This is a genomic window from Homoserinibacter sp. YIM 151385, assembly GCF_027912415.1.
In the GTDB taxonomy this organism is placed as follows: domain Bacteria; phylum Actinomycetota; class Actinomycetes; order Actinomycetales; family Microbacteriaceae; genus Schumannella.
This window is the reverse complement of the sequence record NZ_CP115175.1, coordinates 1,918,414-1,936,951: the sequence shown is the minus strand read 5'-3', so window position 1 is coordinate 1,936,951 and position 18,538 is coordinate 1,918,414. Positions and strand designations below refer to the sequence as shown.

16 protein-coding genes are annotated in these 18,538 nt (G+C 73.8%); 11 read left to right on the top strand and 5 right to left on the bottom strand.

Annotation, left to right across the window (positions count from 1 at the left end):
* Window positions 1-85: 85 nt before the first annotated feature.
* Together OF852_RS09420 and OF852_RS09415 are read right to left on the bottom strand one after the other, a co-directional pair.
* Window positions 86-1,864, bottom strand: a complete 1,779-nt coding sequence (locus OF852_RS09420; protein WP_271118909.1) for an RCC1 domain-containing protein — start codon at window positions 1,862-1,864, stop codon at window positions 86-88.
* Between the two features lie 181 nt (window positions 1,865-2,045).
* The gene (locus OF852_RS09415) at window positions 2,046-2,447 is read right to left on the bottom strand and encodes a hypothetical protein (protein WP_271118908.1); all 402 of its coding nucleotides are present in this window, start codon (window positions 2,445-2,447) and stop codon (window positions 2,046-2,048) included.
* Between the two features lie 148 nt (window positions 2,448-2,595).
* Here OF852_RS09415 and OF852_RS09410 point away from each other — a divergent pair, with 148 nt between their 5' ends.
* Genes OF852_RS09410 through OF852_RS09400 form a run of 3 tightly spaced genes read left to right on the top strand, consistent with a single transcriptional unit; the run spans window position 2,596 to window position 6,091 of the window.
* The gene (locus OF852_RS09410) at window positions 2,596-4,326 is read left to right on the top strand and encodes a circularly permuted type 2 ATP-grasp protein (protein WP_271118907.1); all 1,731 of its coding nucleotides are present in this window, start codon (window positions 2,596-2,598) and stop codon (window positions 4,324-4,326) included.
* Entirely contained in the window at window positions 4,320-5,249 is a 930-nt protein-coding gene (locus OF852_RS09405; protein ID WP_271118906.1) for an alpha-E domain-containing protein, read from the top strand. The genes OF852_RS09410 and OF852_RS09405 overlap by 7 nt, the downstream gene beginning before the upstream one ends.
* The gene (locus OF852_RS09400) at window positions 5,246-6,091 is read left to right on the top strand and encodes a transglutaminase family protein (RefSeq protein WP_271118905.1); all 846 of its coding nucleotides are present in this window, start codon (window positions 5,246-5,248) and stop codon (window positions 6,089-6,091) included. Before OF852_RS09405 ends, OF852_RS09400 begins: the two co-directional genes overlap by 4 nt.
* 27 nt (window positions 6,092-6,118) lie before the next feature.
* On the opposite strand, the gene OF852_RS09395 is transcribed toward OF852_RS09400, so the two are convergent.
* Window positions 6,119-7,558, bottom strand: a complete 1,440-nt coding sequence (locus OF852_RS09395) for a serine hydrolase domain-containing protein (protein WP_271118904.1) — start codon at window positions 7,556-7,558, stop codon at window positions 6,119-6,121.
* A gap of 171 nt (window positions 7,559-7,729) precedes the next feature.
* Here OF852_RS09395 and OF852_RS09390 point away from each other — a divergent pair, with 171 nt between their 5' ends.
* Genes OF852_RS09390 through OF852_RS09360 form a run of 7 tightly spaced genes read left to right on the top strand, consistent with a single transcriptional unit; the run spans window position 7,730 to window position 15,528 of the window.
* Window positions 7,730-7,855 carry a hypothetical protein gene (locus OF852_RS09390; RefSeq protein WP_271118903.1) on the top strand — a complete coding sequence of 42 codons (126 nt, stop codon included), beginning with the start codon at window positions 7,730-7,732 and terminating at the stop codon, window positions 7,853-7,855.
* A complete protein-coding gene (locus tag OF852_RS09385) occupies window positions 7,852-7,944 on the top strand; it encodes a potassium-transporting ATPase subunit F (RefSeq protein ID WP_271118902.1) in 93 nt (30 codons plus the stop codon). Before OF852_RS09390 ends, OF852_RS09385 begins: the two co-directional genes overlap by 4 nt.
* Entirely contained in the window at window positions 7,941-9,620 is a 1,680-nt protein-coding gene (gene kdpA / locus OF852_RS09380) for a potassium-transporting ATPase subunit KdpA (protein ID WP_271118901.1), read from the top strand. The genes OF852_RS09385 and kdpA overlap by 4 nt, the downstream gene beginning before the upstream one ends.
* Window positions 9,617-11,701, top strand: coding sequence for a potassium-transporting ATPase subunit KdpB (gene kdpB, locus OF852_RS09375; protein ID WP_271118900.1), 2,085 nt, complete (start codon window positions 9,617-9,619; stop codon window positions 11,699-11,701). Before kdpA ends, kdpB begins: the two co-directional genes overlap by 4 nt.
* Window positions 11,702-11,713: 12 nt before the next feature.
* Window positions 11,714-12,325 (top strand): potassium-transporting ATPase subunit KdpC, encoded by a 612-nt coding sequence (kdpC, locus tag OF852_RS09370; protein WP_271118899.1) that lies wholly within the window; start codon window positions 11,714-11,716, stop codon window positions 12,323-12,325.
* A gap of 36 nt (window positions 12,326-12,361) precedes the next feature.
* Window positions 12,362-14,860, top strand: a complete 2,499-nt coding sequence (locus OF852_RS09365) for a DUF4118 domain-containing protein (RefSeq protein WP_271118898.1) — start codon at window positions 12,362-12,364, stop codon at window positions 14,858-14,860.
* Window positions 14,857-15,528, top strand: a complete 672-nt coding sequence (locus OF852_RS09360) for a response regulator (RefSeq protein ID WP_271118897.1) — start codon at window positions 14,857-14,859, stop codon at window positions 15,526-15,528. The genes OF852_RS09365 and OF852_RS09360 overlap by 4 nt, the downstream gene beginning before the upstream one ends.
* A 209-nt stretch (window positions 15,529-15,737) precedes the next feature.
* Here OF852_RS09360 and OF852_RS09355 read toward each other — a convergent pair whose 3' ends face one another.
* Both OF852_RS09355 and OF852_RS09350 read right to left on the bottom strand, forming a co-directional pair.
* A complete protein-coding gene (locus tag OF852_RS09355; protein WP_271118896.1) occupies window positions 15,738-17,051 on the bottom strand; it encodes an MFS transporter in 1,314 nt (437 codons plus the stop codon).
* Between the two features lie 5 nt (window positions 17,052-17,056).
* A complete protein-coding gene (locus OF852_RS09350; RefSeq protein ID WP_271118895.1) occupies window positions 17,057-17,485 on the bottom strand; it encodes a MarR family winged helix-turn-helix transcriptional regulator in 429 nt (142 codons plus the stop codon).
* Window positions 17,486-17,651: 166 nt separating this feature from the next.
* On the opposite strand from OF852_RS09350, the gene OF852_RS09345 reads away from it, so the two are divergent.
* Complete coding sequence (locus tag OF852_RS09345; RefSeq protein WP_271118894.1) at window positions 17,652-18,530, top strand: alpha/beta fold hydrolase; 879 nt, start codon at window positions 17,652-17,654, stop codon at window positions 18,528-18,530.
* Window positions 18,531-18,538 lie beyond the last annotated feature (8 nt).

The following is an 18,538-nucleotide window of genomic DNA, read 5'->3' as shown; positions in this document are numbered from 1 at the left end:
CGTCTCGCGCCGGCCACCTCCGGATCGCCCGGGTATCGTGCGGGCCGCAGGAGGCGGGTCCGGCAGCGCCGGCGCCCCCTGCCGCTCAGTCGCGGCGGAGGGGGAGCCGTCGGGTGGAGTCGATCGCGAGCGCACCGATGCCGAGTGCCGTGAGCACGGCACCGAGCAACCCGAGCGGCATGGTGTCCGTGCCGGTGGTCGCGAGCCGTCCGCCGTCCGCCCCGCGGCCGCCGCTCCCGCCCGCGCCGTCCGTCGCGCTGCCGCCGTTCCCGCCGCCGTTCCCACCGGGCGGCTCCTGCTCGCCCGGTGCAGCCGCGACGGTCAGCTCGACCTCCGCCGCCGTCACGGGCGCATCGCCGAAGCTCTGTCGCACGCGGTACACGCCGGTGCCCGTCGGGAGCGGCTCCGCCGGGCGCAGGACGAAGGTCCCGTCGTCGCCGACCCGCGCCGTGAGCGCGCCGCCCACCAGCCGGACCGGGCGTCCGGCCGGGTCGATGAGCTCGACGCTCGCGCCGGGCTCGCCCGTGCCGCGGAACACGGCATCAGGCCGCACGGTGTCGCCGGCAGCGGGCGAGCGGACCTCGACGGGCTCCGCGACGAGACGCTCCGTGACGGCGATGGCGTGCCGCAAGCCCGCCGTGACGAGGCCGACCCGCTCGCCCACGAGCGCCGTCCCGGCGGTCGTGACCCGCGTCGCGAGCGTGCTGTGGTTGCGATCCGGCTGGAGCGGCGGGGCGCCGAGCTGATCCGAGCCGTTCCCGCCCCAGCTGACGGCCTCCCCGCGGTCGGTGAGGGCGACGGTGAACTCCTCGCCCGCGCTCACCTGCTCGACGGTGCGTCCTGCGAGGTCGGAGGTCGTCATGTCGACGGCGACCGGGCGGAGTTCGCTCGCGGTCGTGCCGGTGCCGAGCTGGCCAGAGTAGTTCTGGCCCCAGGCGTAGAGCCGGCCGGAGCGGGTGAGGGCCACGCTGTGCTCGAGCCCGCCGCCGAGCGCGACGACCGACTCCCCGGCCGCCGTCAGCGCGCCGAGGTCGACGCGCACGGGGCTCGCCTCGTCGCCCGTGCTGCCGGTGCCGAGCTGCCCGGAGTTGTTGAAGCCCCAGGCGAGCACGGCGCCGTCGGAGGTGAGGGCGAGCGAGTGCCGCTGCCCCGCCGTGATCGCCGTGACCTCCGCACCGGCGGGGATGTCGCTGCGCAGCGGCACGGAGGAGTAGCGGTCCCGGTCCTGCTCGGTCGTCCAGACGTCGCCGCGCCCGAGCTGGCCGAGGTTGTCGCGCCCCCACATGGCGACGGTGCCGTCCGACATGAGCGCCATGCTCTGGCTCTCGCCCGCCGAGACGGCGGTCACGGTGAGCCCGTCGAATTCGTCGCCGAAGCTCACGGGGGTCACGGTCCGCGCGTCGAGGACGGTGCCGTCGCCGATCTGCCCGAAGAAGTTGAGGCCCCAGGCGTACACCGTCCCCGCATCGGTGAGGGCGAGGACGTGCTGGTCGCCGCAGGCGATGGCGGTCACGGCGACGCCGCCCGGCAGCCCGAGCGCGACCTCGACCGGGACGGCGGAGTCGGTCGTGGTGCCGTCGGCGAGCTGCCCGTAGTAGTTGCTGCCCCAGGCGAGCACGCGCCCGTCGCTCGTGAGCGCCGCTGAGTGCTCATAGCCGGCGCAGACCTCCACGAGGTCTGCGCCGCCGAGCGCGTCGAGGTCGACCGCGGTGGCGCGGGAGCGGTTCGAGCCGGCCTCGCCGATGCCGAGCTGCCCACGGGAGTCGAAGCCCCAGGCGGCTGCGCCCGTCGTCTCCGTCGTCGCGGCGAGTGCGGGCGTCGCGGCGAGCCCGACGACGCCGGTTGCGAGCGCGGCGGCAATCAAGAGCGACAGCCTCGTGCGCACCTCGCCACCTCGTCTCGTCGGGTCCCGCCGTCATCGGTGCCGTGACATTCTGGCACGCCCGCCAGACGCCGTCGAGTGCTCAGCCCCGCTGCGACGCCGCCTCGACGACCCCGCCTCGACGACGGCGATCACGGGGGCGGGAGCGCGGCCGCCGCGCGGCTCAGAAGAGCGGGTGGCCCTCGCCGACCGCGATCGTGCCGGGGACGGCGAGCGTGGAGCGCAGCAGGCGCGAGCGGTAGCGCCGCGCGAAGATGAGGCTCGTGCCGGCGCCCGCCTCGGAGACCTCCACCATGACGGCGTCGCCGATGCCGTTGCCGACGGTCACGTAGCCGTCCCAGCAGAGCAGCGCGCGGTCGTAGCCGGTGCTCGCGCGGAGGAAGTGGCGTGCGGCGCCCGTCGACTGCTCGAGCCGCTCGGTCGCGAAGCGGTGGAACTCGCGCTCGCCGGCGCGCTCCGTCATGACGAAGGGCACGAAGGGGCGACGGCCCTCGAGGATCTCGCCCATGGCGCGATCGAGCGCGGTCTCGGCGAGCTCCTGGATCGCGGTGGTGGTGACGAGCATGGCGCCACGCTATGGTCACCCCGGGCTCACCCGGGAGTCCCAGTAGGGGTCGCCCCCGACCGGGGTACAGCGCCGGGGGACAACTCCTCAGGATCCTCGAACCCGCATCCGAAACACCCGCGCAACACGTGCCGAATAGGCTCGGGTCATGGGCCACCTCTTCGAGGGCTACGACGCGACCGCGACCCGGAGGCGGGGCGCGCTTCCCTTCGACGAGATGTTCGCGCCCGGGAGCGACGTCCGCATCCCGTATCGCGAGATCCACGACGCGCTCGCCGCGATGACGCAGGAGGAGCTCCGCGGCCGCACCGAGGCGCTCGCCTCCAGCTACCTGGCGCAGGGCGTCACCTTCGACTTCGCGGGGGAGGAGCGGCCGTTCCCGCTCGACGCCGTGCCGCGCGTCATCCCGCAGTCCGAGTGGTCGGAGGTGGAGGCGGGGGTGGCGCAGCGGGTGCGCGCGCTCGAGGCCTTCCTCGCAGACGTCTACGGGCGGCAGCGGGCGGTGCGCGACGGCATCATCCCGGCGCGGCTGATCAGCTCCTCGAGCCACTTCCACCGCGAGGCGGCCGGCATCGAGAGCGCCAACGGGGTCCGCATCCAGGTCTCCGGCATCGACCTGATCCGCGACGAGCACGGCGGATGGCGGGTCCTCGAGGACAACGTGCGCGTGCCGAGCGGCGTCAGCTACGTCATCTCGAACCGCCGCGTCATGGCGCAGACCCTCCCGGAGCTCTTCGTCTCGATGCGGGTCCGTCCGGTCGGCGACTACCCGCAGAAGCTCCTCCATGCGCTCCGGGCGGCGGCGCCGCGCGGCGTCGACGACCCGACGGTCGTGGTGCTGACGCCCGGCGTCTACAACTCGGCCTACTTCGAGCACACGCTCCTCGCGCGCCTCATGGGCGTGGAGCTCGTCGAGGGGCGCGACCTCTACTGCTCGGGTGGCCGCGTCTTCATGCGCACGACCGCCGGCCCGACCCGCGTCGACGTCATCTACCGTCGGGTCGACGACGAGTTCCTCGACCCGCTGCAGTTCCGCGCCGACTCGATGCTCGGCTCGCCCGGCCTCCTCCTCGCGGCCCGCCTCGGCAACGTGACGATCGCGAACGCGGTCGGCAACGGCGTCGCCGACGACAAGCTCGTCTACACCTACCTGCCGGAGCTGATCCGCTACTTCCTCGGCGAGGAGCCGATCCTCAAGAACGTCGACACCTGGCGCCTCGAGGAGCCGGGCGCGCTCGAGGAGGTGCTCGACCGCCTCGACGAGCTCGTGGTGAAGCCGGTCGACGGCTCCGGCGGCAAGGGGCTCGTCGTCGGCCCCGACGCCTCGCCGGCCGAGCTCGACGCCCTCCGCACCCGCCTCCTCGCCGACCCGCGCGGCTGGATCGCGCAGCCGGTCGTGCAGCTCTCCACCATCCCGACCCTGGTGGAGGACGGGATGCGGCCGCGGCACGCCGACCTGCGCCCCTTCGCCGTGAACTCGGGCGACGACATCTGGGTGCTGCCGGGCGGCCTGACGCGCGTCGCCCTCCCGGAGGGGCAGCTGGTCGTGAACTCCTCACAGGGCGGCGGCTCGAAGGACACCTGGGTCGTGGGGCCGGCGAGCCCCTGGGGGGCGCCCGTCCCCGCCCCCGGCGAGACCCGCATCCAGGACCTCGTCGCGGATCAGGCCTCGGTCACGCAGTCGATCCCGATCGTCGCGGCGGAGCACCTCCAGGACCACAACCCCCAGGACGCCCCCCACCGGGACCAGCAGCAACAGCAACAGCAGGCCGCGATAGACATGTCTGCTGCTGGGCAGACGGCGGTATGCGGCTGTCCCCCCGGCGAGAGACGTGTCTCTGGCGAAAGAGGAACCGTCGAGGGGAGCGCCGCATGCTGAGCCGCATCGCCGAGAGCCTCTTCTGGATCGGGCGCTACATCGAGCGCGCCGACGGCACCGCGCGGATCCTCGACGTCCACCTCCAGCTCCTCCTCGAGGATCCGTGGATCGAGGAGGACACCGCCTGCCGCTCGCTCCTCAGCGTCATGGGCACCGAGCCGCCCGCCGAGACCGCCGTCGGCCGCGGCGACGTGCTCGGCATCCTCGCCGTCGACCGGCACCAGCCGGCGTCGATCGCCTACTCGCTCGGCGCCGCCCGCGAGAACGCCCGACGCGCCCGCGAGGTCGTCTCGACCGAGCTCTGGGAGGTCCTCAACACGACGCGCGCGCGGATGCCGCGGCGCATCGCCCAGGAGAAGGTCAGCGACTTCTTCGCCTGGGTCCGCGATCGCTCGGCGCTCGCCGTCGGCACCATGGAGTCCTCCTCCAGCCGCGACGAGGCCTGGTCCTTCTTCACGCTCGGCCGCTCCATCGAGCGCGCCGACATGACGGCGCGCCTGCTCGCCACCCGCAGCCTCACGGAGGCGAGCGGGCCGAGCTGGACGACGATCCTCCGCTCGGTGGGCGCCTACGAGGCGTACCTGCGCACCTACCGGGGCGTGCCGAGCGCGCGCAACGCGGCCGAGTTCCTGCTCCTCGACCGGCTGTTCCCGCGTAGCATCCTCTTCGCGGTCACCCGCGCCGAGTCCTGCCTGCGCGAGATCGAGCCGCGCAGCGAGCGCGTCGGCGTCGGCGACCCCTCGCTGCGGCTGCTCGGGCAGATCCGCAGCCAGCTCGAGTTCCGCTCCGTCGCGGACACGCTCGACGACCTCCCCCGCCACATGGACGAGGTGCAGGTCGCGACGAGCGCCGCGAGCGAGGCGATCCGGCAGCGCTACTTCCCGACGAGCGCCGCCCCGAGCTGGGTGGGGGAGCTGCCGTGAGCCGACTGCGCATCCGACACGAGACGGGCTTCCGCTACGAGGGCGAGGCCGCCTCCTCCTACAACGAGGCGAGGATGCTGCCGCAGTCGAGCGACGGGCAGCTCGTGCTCGCCTCCGCGCTCGACATCGCGCCGGTCTCCGGCGTCCACGACTATCTCGACTACTGGGGCACGCGCGTCTCCTCCTTCGAGGTGCTCACCCCGCACCGCGAGCTCGTCCTCACCGCGACGAGCCTCGTCGAGGTGCGTCCGCGCGCCCACCCCGAGCACCGGCTCGAGTGGACGGCGCTCGCCGATGCCGCCGACCGCAGCTCGGAGCTCGTCGAGCAGCTCGGGCAGACCGCTCGCACGAGCCCGCCGGACGAGGTGCGGGAGCTCGCGGCCGGCATCCTGAGGGATGCGGCGACGCCCTGCGAGGCGGCCCTGGCGATCGCGCGCGCGATCGGCGAGCGCATCGAGTACGTGCCGGGCTCGACCACGGTGACGACGACCGCGGCGGAGGCATGGGCGCACCGGAAGGGCGTCTGCCAGGACATCGCCCACCTCGCCCTCGGGGCGCTGCGCTCGGCCGGCATCCCCGCCCGGTACGTCTCCGGCTACCTGCACCCGGTGCCGGACGCGGAGATCGGCCAGGCGGTCGCGGGCGAGTCGCACGCCTGGGTCGAGTGGTACTGCGGCTCATGGCGCGGCTTCGACCCCACGAACCTCATCGACATCGGCGAGCGGCACGTGACGGTCGGCCGCGGCCGCGACTACGCCGACGTGCCGCCGCTGCGCGGCGTCTACGCGGGGCCGACCTCCTCGCAGCTGTTCGTGCGCGTGGAGATCACGCGGGAGGCGTGAGCGCGGCGCGCAGCGCCATGCCTCCGCTCAGACCTTCGTCGGCCAGACCTGCGGCACGCCCGGTCGCGGCATCCGCAGCTCGTCGAGCACGCTCGAGCGCAGCGGCACCGTCACCCAGCGCGCCTCCGCGGTGCCGGCCGCGGGATCGAGGGCGACGCGGAGGCGGTGCGGCGTCTCGAGGAAGGCCAGGTCGGCGACGAGGCCGCCCGCCGCGTCCCAGCTCGCCGAGCCCGCGACCGGCACGGGCTCCTCGGTGACCGCCCACGCGCCGTCGCCGAGCTCGAGCTCGTGGACGCGCTCGCCCTCGTGGAGCTCGAGGATGCGGCGCACGCCGTCGACGCGCACGGCCGCGCCCGTCACGGTCGTCTGGATCTCGGCCCCCTCGCCCGTCGCGGGCAGGAGGCCGATCGCGTCGCCCGGCTCCGCATCCCGGGGCCGCGGCTCGAGCGCGAGTCCCGCGAGGCGCGCCGCGAGCTCCCCCTCGGCGATCGGGTCGGGCTCGCGCGCCTCGCCGACGGCGGGCAGCAGCGTCGACCACACGGCGTCGAGCACGGCCTGCCCGTCGGTGCTCTGCGTCGTCAGCGCGACGACGAGCTCGAGCTCGGGGACGACGATCGCGAACTGCCCGTAGGCGCCGTCGCCGCGATAGCCGTGGCGGGACATCCAGAACTGGTACCCGTACCCCTGTGCCGAGTCGGGGGCGCCCTCGCCGGCCGTCGAGACCTGCTCGCGCGTCGCCGCATCCACCCACTCGAGGGGGACGAGCTGCCGGCCCTCCCACTCGCCGCGCTGCAGCATCAGCTGCCCGAGCCGCGCGACCGCGTCGGTCGTCGCGTGCAGTCCCGAGAAGCCGAAGTCGCGCCCCGGCGGGTGCTGCTGCCAGCCGACCTCGCCGATGCCGAGCGGGTCGAGGAGCCGCGGCCGCAGGTACTCGGTGAGGGTCTGGCCCGACTCGCGCTGCACGATGGCGCCGAGCGCGTAGGTGCACGGCTGGTTGTAGGCGAAGACGCTGCCCGGCTCCTCCTCCGGCGGGGTGAGGAGGAAGCCGCGCACGGGCTCCAGGAAGTCGATCGCGAGCGCGCCGTCGAGGGTCTCGCCCGTGTGGCCGCTCGCCATGGCGGCGACGTGGCGGACGAGGATGCGGCGGCTCCGCTCATCCGTCACCTCGGCGTCCAGCTCGGGGAAGTAGGAGAGCACCGTGCGCTCCGGGTCGAGCAGGCCCTCGTCCACGGCGATGCCGGCGGCGAGCGAGGTGAAGCTCTTCGAGAGCGAGTAGAGCAGATGCGGGCGGTGCGCGGCGTACGGGGTCCACCAGCCGGCGGCGAGGAGCTGGCCGCCGCGCAGCACCATGAGCCCGTGCGGCTCGATCTGCGGCGAGGCCTCGAGTGCGTCGACGAGGGCGTGGATGCCGGCCGGGTCGACGCCGGAGGCGGCGGGGGATGCGGTGGGCAGGGACGTCGTCGTCATGCCTCCACGCTACGCGCGCGCCCTGCGCGCCCGCTCCGCTCTCGGCATCCCCGCATCCCCGCACCCCGCCGTGTGAGGGGTGCGTAGGGATCGGCCCCCGCGGCGTGAGGATCCCGTGAGGAGCGCCTGGAGAACGGTGCCCCGGGAGTCGAATGGACGAGGCGCCGCGAGGTGCGGCGCCTGGACCCGACACCCGAGACCTGGAGTCACCCCGTGCTCGACATCCTCTACGTCGCCGGCGCCCTCGCGCTGCTGGCGCTCGTCGGCGTCATCGGCCGGGCGGTGGAGAAGCTGTGATCGCCTTCGAGCTGATCGCCGCCGTCCTCGCCGTCGCCGCGATCGTCTACGTCGTCATCGCCCTCGTCCTCCCGGAGAAGCTCGGATGAGCCCGGAGATCTGGGGCGGCATCGCGAGCATCGCGATCCTCTTCGCCGCCCTCGCCATCACCCTGCGCCCCCTCGGCGACGGGATCGCCCGCATCTTCACCTCGGAGCGCCACCTGCGCGCCGAGCGCTGGGTCTACCGCATCATCGGGGTCGACCCGGACGGGCGTCAGAGCTGGGGCGCCTATCTGCGCTCCGTGCTTGCATTCTCAGCCGTCGGCTTCGCGGTGCTCTACCTCCTGCAGCGCACCCAGCACCTGCTTCCGCTCTCCCTCGGCATGCCGCCGACGAGCGAGCATCTCGCCTTCAACACGGCGATCTCCTTCGTCTCGAACACGAACTGGCAGTCCTACTCGCCGGACGCGACCTTCGGGTACGCGGTCCAGGCGCTCGGCCTCGCGGTGCAGAACTTCGCCTCGGCGGCGGTCGGCATCGCGGTCGCCGTCGCGCTCTTCCGCGGCCTCGCGGCGCGCGGCACGGGCGACATCGGAAACTTCTGGGTCGACCTCGTGCGCGGCACCTTCCGCCTGCTCCTCCCGCTCTCGGCGGTGGCGGCGGTCGTGCTCCTCGCCGGCGGCGTCATCCAGAACCTCAACGGCTTCCAGGCGATCGAGACCCTCACGGGCGGCGCCGCCACGATCCCGGGCGGACCCGTCGCCAGCCAGGAGGCGATCAAGCTCCTCGGCACGAACGGCGGCGGCTTCTTCAACGCGAACGCCTCGCATCCCTTCGAGAACCCGAGCGGCTGGACGAGCCTCTTCGAGGTCTACCTCATCCTCGTGATCCCGGTCTCCCTCACTCGCACCTTCGGCCGCATGGTCGGGGATGTGCGCCAGGGCTGGGCGGTCCTCGGCGCGATGGGAGCGCTGTGGCTCGTCTCCGTCTCGCTCCTCTCGTGGGCGGAGCTCTCGGCCGGCGGCACCGCGCCGCAGGCGGCCGGCGGCGCCATGGAGGGCAAGGAGCAGCGCTTCGGGATCCTCGCCTCCGTCCTCTACGCCGCGAGCACGACGCTCACCTCGACCGGCTCCGTCAACTCGATGCACGACAGCTACACCGCCTTCGGCGGCGGCATCGCGCTCGTGAACATGATGCTCGGCGAGGTCGCCCCCGGCGGCGTCGGGGCCGGCATGTACGGCATCCTGGTGGTCGCCGTCGTGGCGGTGTTCGTCGCAGGCCTCATGGTGGGCCGCACCCCCGAGTACCTCGGCAAGAAGATCGGACCCCGCGAGATGAAGCTCGCGAGCCTGTACATCCTCGTGACGCCGACGCTCGTGCTCGCGGGCTCCGCCCTGAGCTTCGCGATCCCGGCCGTGCGGGCGGACGTCGAGTCGACGAGCATCTGGAACCCGGGTCTCCACGGCTTCTCCGAGCTCCTGTACGCCTTCACGAGCGCCGCGAACAACAACGGCTCCGCCTTCGCCGGACTCACGGCGAACACCCCGTGGCTCAACACGGCGCTCGGCGTCGCGATGCTCCTCGGGCGCTTCCTCCCGATCGCGTTCGCCCTCGCCCTCGCGGGCAGCCTCGCCGCGCAGAAGCCGGTCCCGGCGACGAGCGGCACGCTTCCGACCCACCGGCCGATGTTCATCGGCCTCCACATCGCCACGATCCTCATCGTGTCGGCCCTCACCTACTTCCCGGTGCTCGCACTGGGCCCCCTCGCAGAAGGACTCTCGTGACCTCCGCATTCTCGATCGGCCAGCTCCGGCAGGCGCTCCCGGGCGCCATCCGCAAGCTGAACCCGAAGCACCTCTGGCGCAACCCCGTCATGCTCCTCGTCGAGGCCGGCGCGGTGCTCACCACCGCGATCGCCATCGCGGAGCCCTTCATCGGGCGCGACGCGAGCGGCGGCAGCGAGCTGCCCGTCTCGTTCAGCGCCGGCATCGCGGTCTGGCTCTGGGCGACCGTCCTCTTCGCGAACCTCGCGGAGTCGGTGGCCGAGGGCCGAGGCAAGGCGCAGGCGGCCTCCCTCCGCGCCACCCGCACGACGACCCAGGCGACACGCGCCGAGTCCTACGACGAGCAGGGCGACCCGGAGGCGCGGCGATCGCGCACGGCCTCCGTCGCCTCCGCGGATCTGCGGCTCGGGGATGTCGTGATCGTCGAGGCCGGGGAGCTCATCCCCGGAGACGGGGACATCGTCGCGGGCATCGCGACGGTCGACGAGTCCGCCATCACGGGCGAGTCGGCGCCGGTCGTGCGCGAGCACGGCGGCGACCGCTCCGCCGTGACCGGCGGCACGCGGGTCCTCAGCGACCGCATCGTCGTGCGCATCACCTCGAAGCCGGGCGAGACCTTCGTCGACCGGATGATCTCGCTCGTCGAGGGCGCCGCGCGGCAGCGCACGCCCAACGAGATCGCGCTCAACATCCTGCTCGCGAGCCTCACGATCATCTTCCTCGTCGTCGTCGTGACCCTGAACCCGATCGCCGACTCCGCGGGCACCGCCGTCAGCATCCCCGTCCTCGTCGCGCTCCTCGTGTGCCTCATCCCGACGACGATCGGCGCGCTCCTCAGCGCGATCGGCATCGCCGGCATGGACCGACTCGTGCAGCGCAACGTGCTCGCGATGTCCGGCCGCGCCGTCGAGGCGGCGGGCGACGTGACGACGCTGCTGCTCGACAAGACGGGCACCATCACCTACGGCAACCGCCGCGCGGTCGAGTTCCTCCCGCTCGCGGGCGTCGAGCACCTCGACCTCGTGGATGCCGCGAAGCGCTCCTCGCTCGCCGACCCGACGCCCGAGGGCGCCTCGGTCGTCGAGCTGGCGGGGGGCCCGATCGAGCTCGCGAGCTCGGCCGTGCCCGTCCCCTTCACCGCGCAGACCCGCATGAGCGGCGTCGATCTCGCCGACGGCACCGAGATCCGCAAGGGCGCCGCCTCGGCGGTCGCGACCTGGGTCGCGGAGTCGGGCGGCGACCGCGACGGCGAGCGCTCGGGCCTCGACGCCATCGTGGAGCGGATCTCGGCCTCGGGCGGCACCCCGCTCGTCGTCGCGGTGCGCTCCGCGGGCGGCGCGGCCGCGACGCTCGGCGTCATCCACCTCAAGGACGTCGTCAAGGAGGGGCTCCGCGAGCGCTTCGCGGAGCTCCGGGCGATGGGCATCCGCACGATCATGATCACGGGCGACAACAAACTCACCGCGACCGCGATCGCCGCGGAGGCGGGTGTCGACGACGTCCTCGCGGAGGCGACACCGGAGGACAAGCTCGCGCTCATCCGACGCGAGCAGGAGGGCGGCAACCTCGTCGCGATGACGGGCGACGGCACGAACGATGCGCCCGCCCTCGCGCAGGCGGATGTCGGCGTGGCCATGAACACGGGGACCTCCGCCGCGAAGGAGGCCGGCAACATGGTCGACCTCGACTCCGACCCGACGAAGCTCATCGACGTCGTCCGGATCGGCAAGCAGCTGCTCATCACGCGCGGCGCGCTGACGACCTTCTCGATCGCCAACGACATCGCGAAGTACTTCGCCGTCATCCCGGCGATGTTCGCGGGGGCGCTCCCGGGCCTCCAGGCGCTCGACATCATGCAGCTCTCGAGCCCGGCGTCGGCGATCCTCTCGGCGATCATCTTCAACGCGCTCGTGATCATCGCGCTCATCCCGCTCGCCCTGCGCGGTGTGCGCACGCGGGTCGGGTCGGCGTCGAGCGTCCTCGGGCGCAACCTGCTCGTGTACGGGCTCGGCGGCGTCATCGCGCCCTTCATCGGCATCAAGCTCATCGACCTCGTCGTGAGCCTCATCCCCGGCTTCTAGGAGCAGATCAGCATGGCCACCCGCCACCCCCTCCGCCAGACCTGGACGGCCGTCCGCGCCGTCCTCGTCCTCACCGTCGTGCTCGGCCTCGGCTACACGGCGATCATCACCGCGATCGGCCAGGTCGTGATGCCCTCGCAGGCGAACGGCGCGCTCCTGCGCGGCGTCGACGGCGAGGTCGTCGGCTCGGCGCTCATCGGCCAGTCCTTCACGGACGCCGACGGGAACGCGCTGCCCGAGTGGTTCCAGTCGCGGCCCTCCGCTGCGGGCGACGGCTATGACGGCTCGGCATCGAGCGGATCCAACCTCGGCCCCGAGAACGAGGACCTCGTGGCCGCGATCGAGGATCGTCGAGCCGCGATCGCCGAGCTCGAGGGCGTCGACCCGGCCGTCGTCCCGGCGGACGCGCTCACCGCATCCTCGTCGGGCCTCGACCCGCACATCAGCCCCGAGTACGCCGCGATCCAGGTCGCGCGCGTCGCCGAGGCCCGCGGCCTCGAGGTCGCGCAGGTCGAGGAGCTCGTCGCCGCCGCGACGACGCCCGCCGACCTCGGCGTCGCCGGCCGCCCGGTCGTCAACGTGCTGCAGCTCAACCTGGCGCTCGCCGAGCTGGATGCCGGCTAGGCTCGGCGGCCGCCCCGGGGTGGGAGACTGACCGCCATGGGACGAGGCCGCCTGCGCGTGCTGCTCGGCGCCGCGCCGGGCGTCGGCAAGACGTACACGATGCTCGAGGAGGGTCGGCGTCTGCGGGCGGCCGGCGTGGATGTCGTCGTCGGGGTCGTCGAGACGCACGGCCGGGCGGCGACGGCCGCGCTCGTCGAGGGGCTCGAGCTCGTGCCGCGCCGCCGGGTCGAGCACCGCGGGGTCGTGCTCGAGGAGCTCGACCTCGACGCCGTCATCGCCCGAGCGCCGCAGCTCGCGCTCGTCGACGAGCTCGCCCACACGAACGCCCCGGGCTCCGCGCACGCGAAGCGCTGGGGCGATGTCGAGGCCCTGCTCGATGCGGGGATCGACGTCATCTCGACCGTCAACATCCAGCACATCACCTCGCTCGGCGATGTCGTCACGCAGATCACGGGGGTCGTGCAGCGCGAGACGATCCCCGACGACGTCCTCCGACGCGCCGAGCAGATCGAGCTCATCGACCTCGCACCGCAGGCGCTCCGCGACCGCCTCGCGCAGGGCGTCGTCTACCCCGCCGCGCGCATCGACGCCGCCCTCAGCAACTACTTCCGTCTCGGCAACCTGACCGCCCTGCGCGAGCTCGCGCTGCTCTGGCTCGCCGACGAGGTCGACTCCGCGCTGCAGCGGTACCGGGCCGAGCAGGGCATCGACGCCGCGTGGGAGGCGCGCGAGCGGGTCGTCGTCGCGCTCACCGGCGGCGCCGAGGGCGAGACGCTGCTCCGCCGCGGTGCCCGCATCGCGGCGCGCTCCGGCAAGGGCCAGCTCGTCGCCGTCCACGTCGCGAGCCCGGACGGCCTCCAGGACGCGGATGCGGCCCGCCTCGCCGAGCAGGCGGATCTCGCGCGCACCCTCGGCGGCAGCTACCACCGCATCGTCGCGGAGGACGTCGCGGCCGCGCTCGTCGAGTTCGCGCGGGCCTCGAACGCGACCCAGCTCGTCATCGGGGTCTCCCGCCGTTCGCGCGTGACCCGCCTCCTCGGCGGCTCGGGCACCTCCTCCGAGGTGATCCGCCGCTCGGGCGACATCGACGTGCACATCGTCACCCATGCGGAGGCCGGCGCGGTCCGGCGCTGGCAGCTGCCGAAGATCGGCGGTGCGCTGGCGCCCTCGCGGCTCATCGCGGGCTTCGCGCTCACGCTGCTCGGCCTGCCCGCCCTCACCTGGGCGCTCGTGCGGTTCCGCTCGGAGGCGACCGTCGTGAGCGACGTGCTCCTCCTTCAGCTCTTCGTCGTCGTGGTCGCCCTCGCCGGCGGGATCTGGCCCGCACTCCTCGCCGCGATCGCGGCGGGCGTCGTCTTCGACTACTTCTTCGTGCTGCCGTACTCGACGCTCGCGATCGACGATCCGCTGCACGCGCTCGCCCTCGCGATCTTCGTCGCCGTCGCGGTGCTCGTCTCGATCGTCGTCGACCGCGCGGCGCGGCGCGCCCGCGTCGCCGACCGCGCCCGGGCCGAGGCCGAGGTCCTCGTCTCCGTGGCGGGGGCGATGCTGCGCGGCGGGGATGCCCTCGGCACCCTCGTCGACCGGCTGCGGGAGGCCTTCGGGATGGCGAGCGTGCTGCTGCGCCAGGACGGCCGGATCGCGGCGGCCGCGAAAGAGCCCGAGCGGCTCCGCGGCGACGACGAGGAGACCGAGATCCCGCTCGGCGCGGGCGCCAGCCTCTACCTGCGGGGCCGCCCGCTGAGCGCCTCCGACCGCCGCATCCTCGGCGCCTTCGTCGCCCAGCTCGAGGGGGCGCTCGAGCAGCGCCGCCTCCAGGAGGTCGCGGCCGAGGCGGCGCCGATCGCCGAGGCCGACCGCCTCCGCAGCGCGCTCCTCGCGGCCGTCGGGCACGACCTGCGCCGCCCGCTCGCCGCCGCGACCGCCGCCGTCGGCTCCCTCCGCACCTCGGGCGCGAAGCTCACGAAGGCGGACCGCTCCGAGCTCCTCGAGACCGCCGACGAGAGCCTCGCCTCGCTCGGATCCCTCGTCACCGACCTGCTGGATGCCAGCCGCCTCCAGGCGGGGGTCCTCGGCGTCGCGCTCGCCCCGGTCGCGCTCGAGGAGCTCGTCGTGGGGGCGCTCGACGAGCTCGGCCTCGCCCCCGGCGACGTCGAGCTGCGCCTCGACGAGACCCCGTCGGCCCTCGCGGATGCCGCCCTCGCGCGCCGGGCGATCGTCAACATCCTCGCGAACGCGCTGCGCTTCGCGCCGGAGCCGCCCGTCGTCGCGACGAGCGCCTTCGCGGGACGCGTGCAGCTGCGCGTCGTCGACACCGGCCCCGGGGTCCCCGAGGACGAGCTGGAGCGGATCTTCCTGCCCTTCCAGCGCCGCGGCGACCTCGACAACACGGCGGGCGTCGGGCTGGGTCTCGCGCTGTCGCGCGGCTTCGCGGAGGCGATGGGCGGCGCCATGCACGCCGAGCCGACCCCGGGCGGCGGCCTCACGCTCGTGCTCGACCTGCCGGCCGCCGAGCGGGGGGAGGCCGCGGCATGAGGATCCTCATCGCCGACGACGACCCGCAGATCCTGCGGGCGCTCCGCATCACCCTCGCCGCCCACGGCTACGAGGTGACGACCGCCTCCGACGGCCGCGCCGCCCTCGAGGCCGCGAGCCGCACGCATCCCGAGCTCGTCGTCATCGACCTCGGGATGCCGGGACTGACCGGCGTCGAGGTCATCCAGGCGATCCGCGGCTGGAGCGCCGTGCCGATCCTCGTCGTCTCGGGCCGCACCGAGTCCTGGGACAAGGTGGAGGCGCTCGACGCGGGCGCCGACGACTACGTGGTGAAGCCCTTCGCGATCGAGGAGCTGCTCGCCCGGCTCCGGGCGCTCGGCCGGCGAAGCGCGCCCGCCGAGGAGGCGCCCGTCGTGTCGTTCGGGGATGTCGTCGTCGATCTCGCGGCGCGCGTCGTGACTCGCGATGGCCGCTCGGTGCGGCTCACGCCCACCGAGTGGCGGCTGCTGGAGGTGCTGCTGCGCAGCCCCGGCCGTCTCGTCAGCCGCGAGCACCTGCTCACCGAGGTGTGGGGTCCCCAGTACACGCGCGACACCGGCTACCTGCGCCTCTACTTCTCGCAGCTGCGCCGCAAGCTCGAGGTCGACCCCTCGAACCCCGTGCACCTCGTGACCGAGCCCGGCATGGGCTACCGCTTCGCGGAGTAGCCCGCCGCGCCTGCCTGGCTGCGCCGCCTGGTCCCGTCCCGCATCCCCTCGCGCGCGCTCGCATTCCCGCAAAGCGACCTGCGCTCGTGAGGGGTCCCATATGACGGGTTCCGGGGTTCTCGAACGGTCATATGGGACCCCTCGCGGGAGGCGGGAGGCGGGAGACGGGAGACGGGAGGCGGGAGGCGGGAGGGCGCGCCGCTCGCGGGTCAGCCGCGCTGCGCCGCCGCCTCGACGACCGCGATCTCCTGCGTCGCGAGCTCGCGGTCGCGCCCGTCGCCGCGATACCGCCAGCTGAGGCGGAGGCGCGCGTCCGGGTCGTAGCGGAGCCGCAGCCCGTGCGCCCGCATCATCCAGGCCACGGCGATCCCGGCGGCGAGCACGCCGGAGAGGGCCCCGACCCCCATCGACCAGCGCGGGCCGGCGAGGTTCGCGATCCACCCCACGAGCGGCGCCCCGACGGGCGTCCCGCCGACGAAGATCGCCATGTAGAGCGCCATCACCCGGCCGCGCATGACGGGCGAGGTCGTCGTCTGCACGTAGGCGTTCGCGCTCGTCATCATGGTGAGCGAGCAGAAGCCGACCGCGACGAGCACGGCGGCGTAGCTCCACAGTCCCGGCATGAGCGCGGCGGTCGCGGTCGCGAGCCCGAAGCCGCCCGCCGCCGCGACGACGATCCGCAGCCGGGGCCGCTCGCGCCTCGCCGCGATGAGCGCCCCCGTGACCGAGCCGATCGCGATGATGGAGCTCAGCATCCCGAACTCCCCGGCATCCCCGCCGAACTCGACCGCCATGGTGGAGGCGAAGATCGGGTAGTTCATGCCGAAGGTGCCGACGAGGAACACCATCGCGAAGATCACGAGGATGTCGGGTCGGCCCCGCACATAGCGGAACCCGGCGCGGATCTGGCCGCGCTCGCGGGCGGCGCGCGTCGCGGGGCGCAGCTCGCCGCGGCGCAGGAGGAGGGTCGCGCCGACGACCGCCGCGAAGGTCGCCGTGTTGATCATGAAGACCCAGCCGGCGCCGACCGCCGCCGTGAGCAGGCCGGCGACTGCGGGGCCGATGAGTCGCGCCCCGTTGAAGGAGGCCGAGTTGAGGGCGACCGCGTTCGCGAGGTGGGTGTCGGGCACGAGCTCGCCCACGAAGGTCTGGCGGGCCGGGGCGTCGAGGGCGGAGACGATGCCGAGGGCGAGCGCGAAGCCGTAGACGATGAGGAGCGTCGCGGTGCCGGTGACGGTGAGGATGCCGAGGCCGAGCGCGAGGAGCCCCATGGCGCTCTGGGTGAGCAGCAGCATCCGCCGCCGGTCGACGCGGTCGGCGATGAGCCCCGAGACGGGCACGAGCAGCAGCTGCGGCGCGAACTGGAGCGCCATGGTGACGCCGACGGCGGCCGCGTCGTGGTCGGTGAGGTCGGTGAGGACGATCCAGTCCTGGGCGGTGCGCTGCATCCACGTCCCGACGTTGGAGACGAGGGCGCCGGCGAACCAGATGCGGTAGTTGAAGACCCCGAGGGATCGGAACATCGCGCTCACGAGTCCGCGAGGCGGCGCAGGGTGGGGATCACCGCCTCGAGGGCGCGTCGCTCGTCCTGGGGGAGGTCCTCGAGTCGCAGCGTGAACCATCGGCTGCGGAGGCGCCGGGTCTCGGCGATGACCGCACGGCCGGCGTCGGTGAGCTCGACGTCGACCTTCCGGCCGTCGTCGGCGCGGGGCACGCGGCGGATGCGGCCCTCGGCCTCGAGGGCGTTGAGGGTTCGGTTGACGGAGGGCGGGGTGACGCGCTCGTGCTCGGCGAGCCGGCCGGGGGTGAGCGGGCCGTGCTCCTCGAGGCGGAACAGGATGCTGAGCTGCGCGTCGCTGATGGCCTCGTCGGCCCGGTTCACGCGGATGCGGCGCGAGATCTTCTGGAACAGGATGCGGAGCTCGTGGTCGATCGCGTCCTGATCCCGTGCCGTCATAATCTCATTAGCCTAGCTCATTAGCGCGGCTAATGTTCCCCGCCCCCGCGTGTGACCGCCATAGACATGTCTCCGGCGCCCGGGACGGCCGTGCATCGATGTCCGCGGCGCAAGAGACATGTCTATGGCGAGGGGGGTGCGGGGGGAGCGGCCGTAGGATGCGGGCATGCCCGAGGATGCCGGCGTCGCCCGCGAGGACCGCAGCTACACCGACGCGTGGGGGATCCGCATCCACGCCTACCTCTGGCCCGCGCGCGAGCCGCGCGGGATCGTGCAGATCGCGCACGGCGTCGGCGAGCACGCCCGCCGCTACGAGCACGTCGCGCAGGCGCTCGCCGCCGCCGGGTGGACCGTCGTCGCCGACGACCACCGCGGCCACGGCGCGACCGGACTCGGCCAGCACGGCGGCGACCACGCCCGGCTCGGCCGCCTCGGCCCCGGCGGCACGCACGCCGCGACCGAGGGGGTCCGCGGGCTCACGCGACTCGTCCGCGAGGAGCTTCCCGGCCTCCCGCTCGCGATCCTCGGCCACAGCTGGGGCTCCCTCCTCGCGCAGCGCATCATCGACCGCCACGCCGGGGAGTACGAGGCGGTCGTGCTCAGCGGCACCGCCCTCCGCACCCTCCGCCGCATGAACGGCGGCGACCTCGCGAAGCGGCACCGGCCGCCCGGAGGCGGCACCGGCGTCGAGTGGCTGAGCCGCGACCCCGAGGTGGCGGAGGCGTTCCTCGCCGACCCGCTCACGCTGGATGCGAAGGTGCCGCAGCTGTTCGGCGTGCTCGAGGCCGCGAAGCTGCTCGGCACCCCGCGCCGGCTCGCCCGCGATATCCCGATGCTGATCCAGATCGGCTCCGAGGACACCCTCGGCGGTCCCCGCAGCGTCGAGCTGCTCGCGGCCGCGTACCGGCGGGCCGGCCTGAGCGAGGTCGAGGTGCAGATCTACGAGGGCGCCCGGCACGAGGTCTACAACGAGACGAACCGTGCCGAGGTCATCGCGGAGCTCGCCGACTGGCTCGACCGGCACCTCGCCCCTGCGCCCGCCTAGGCTGGCCC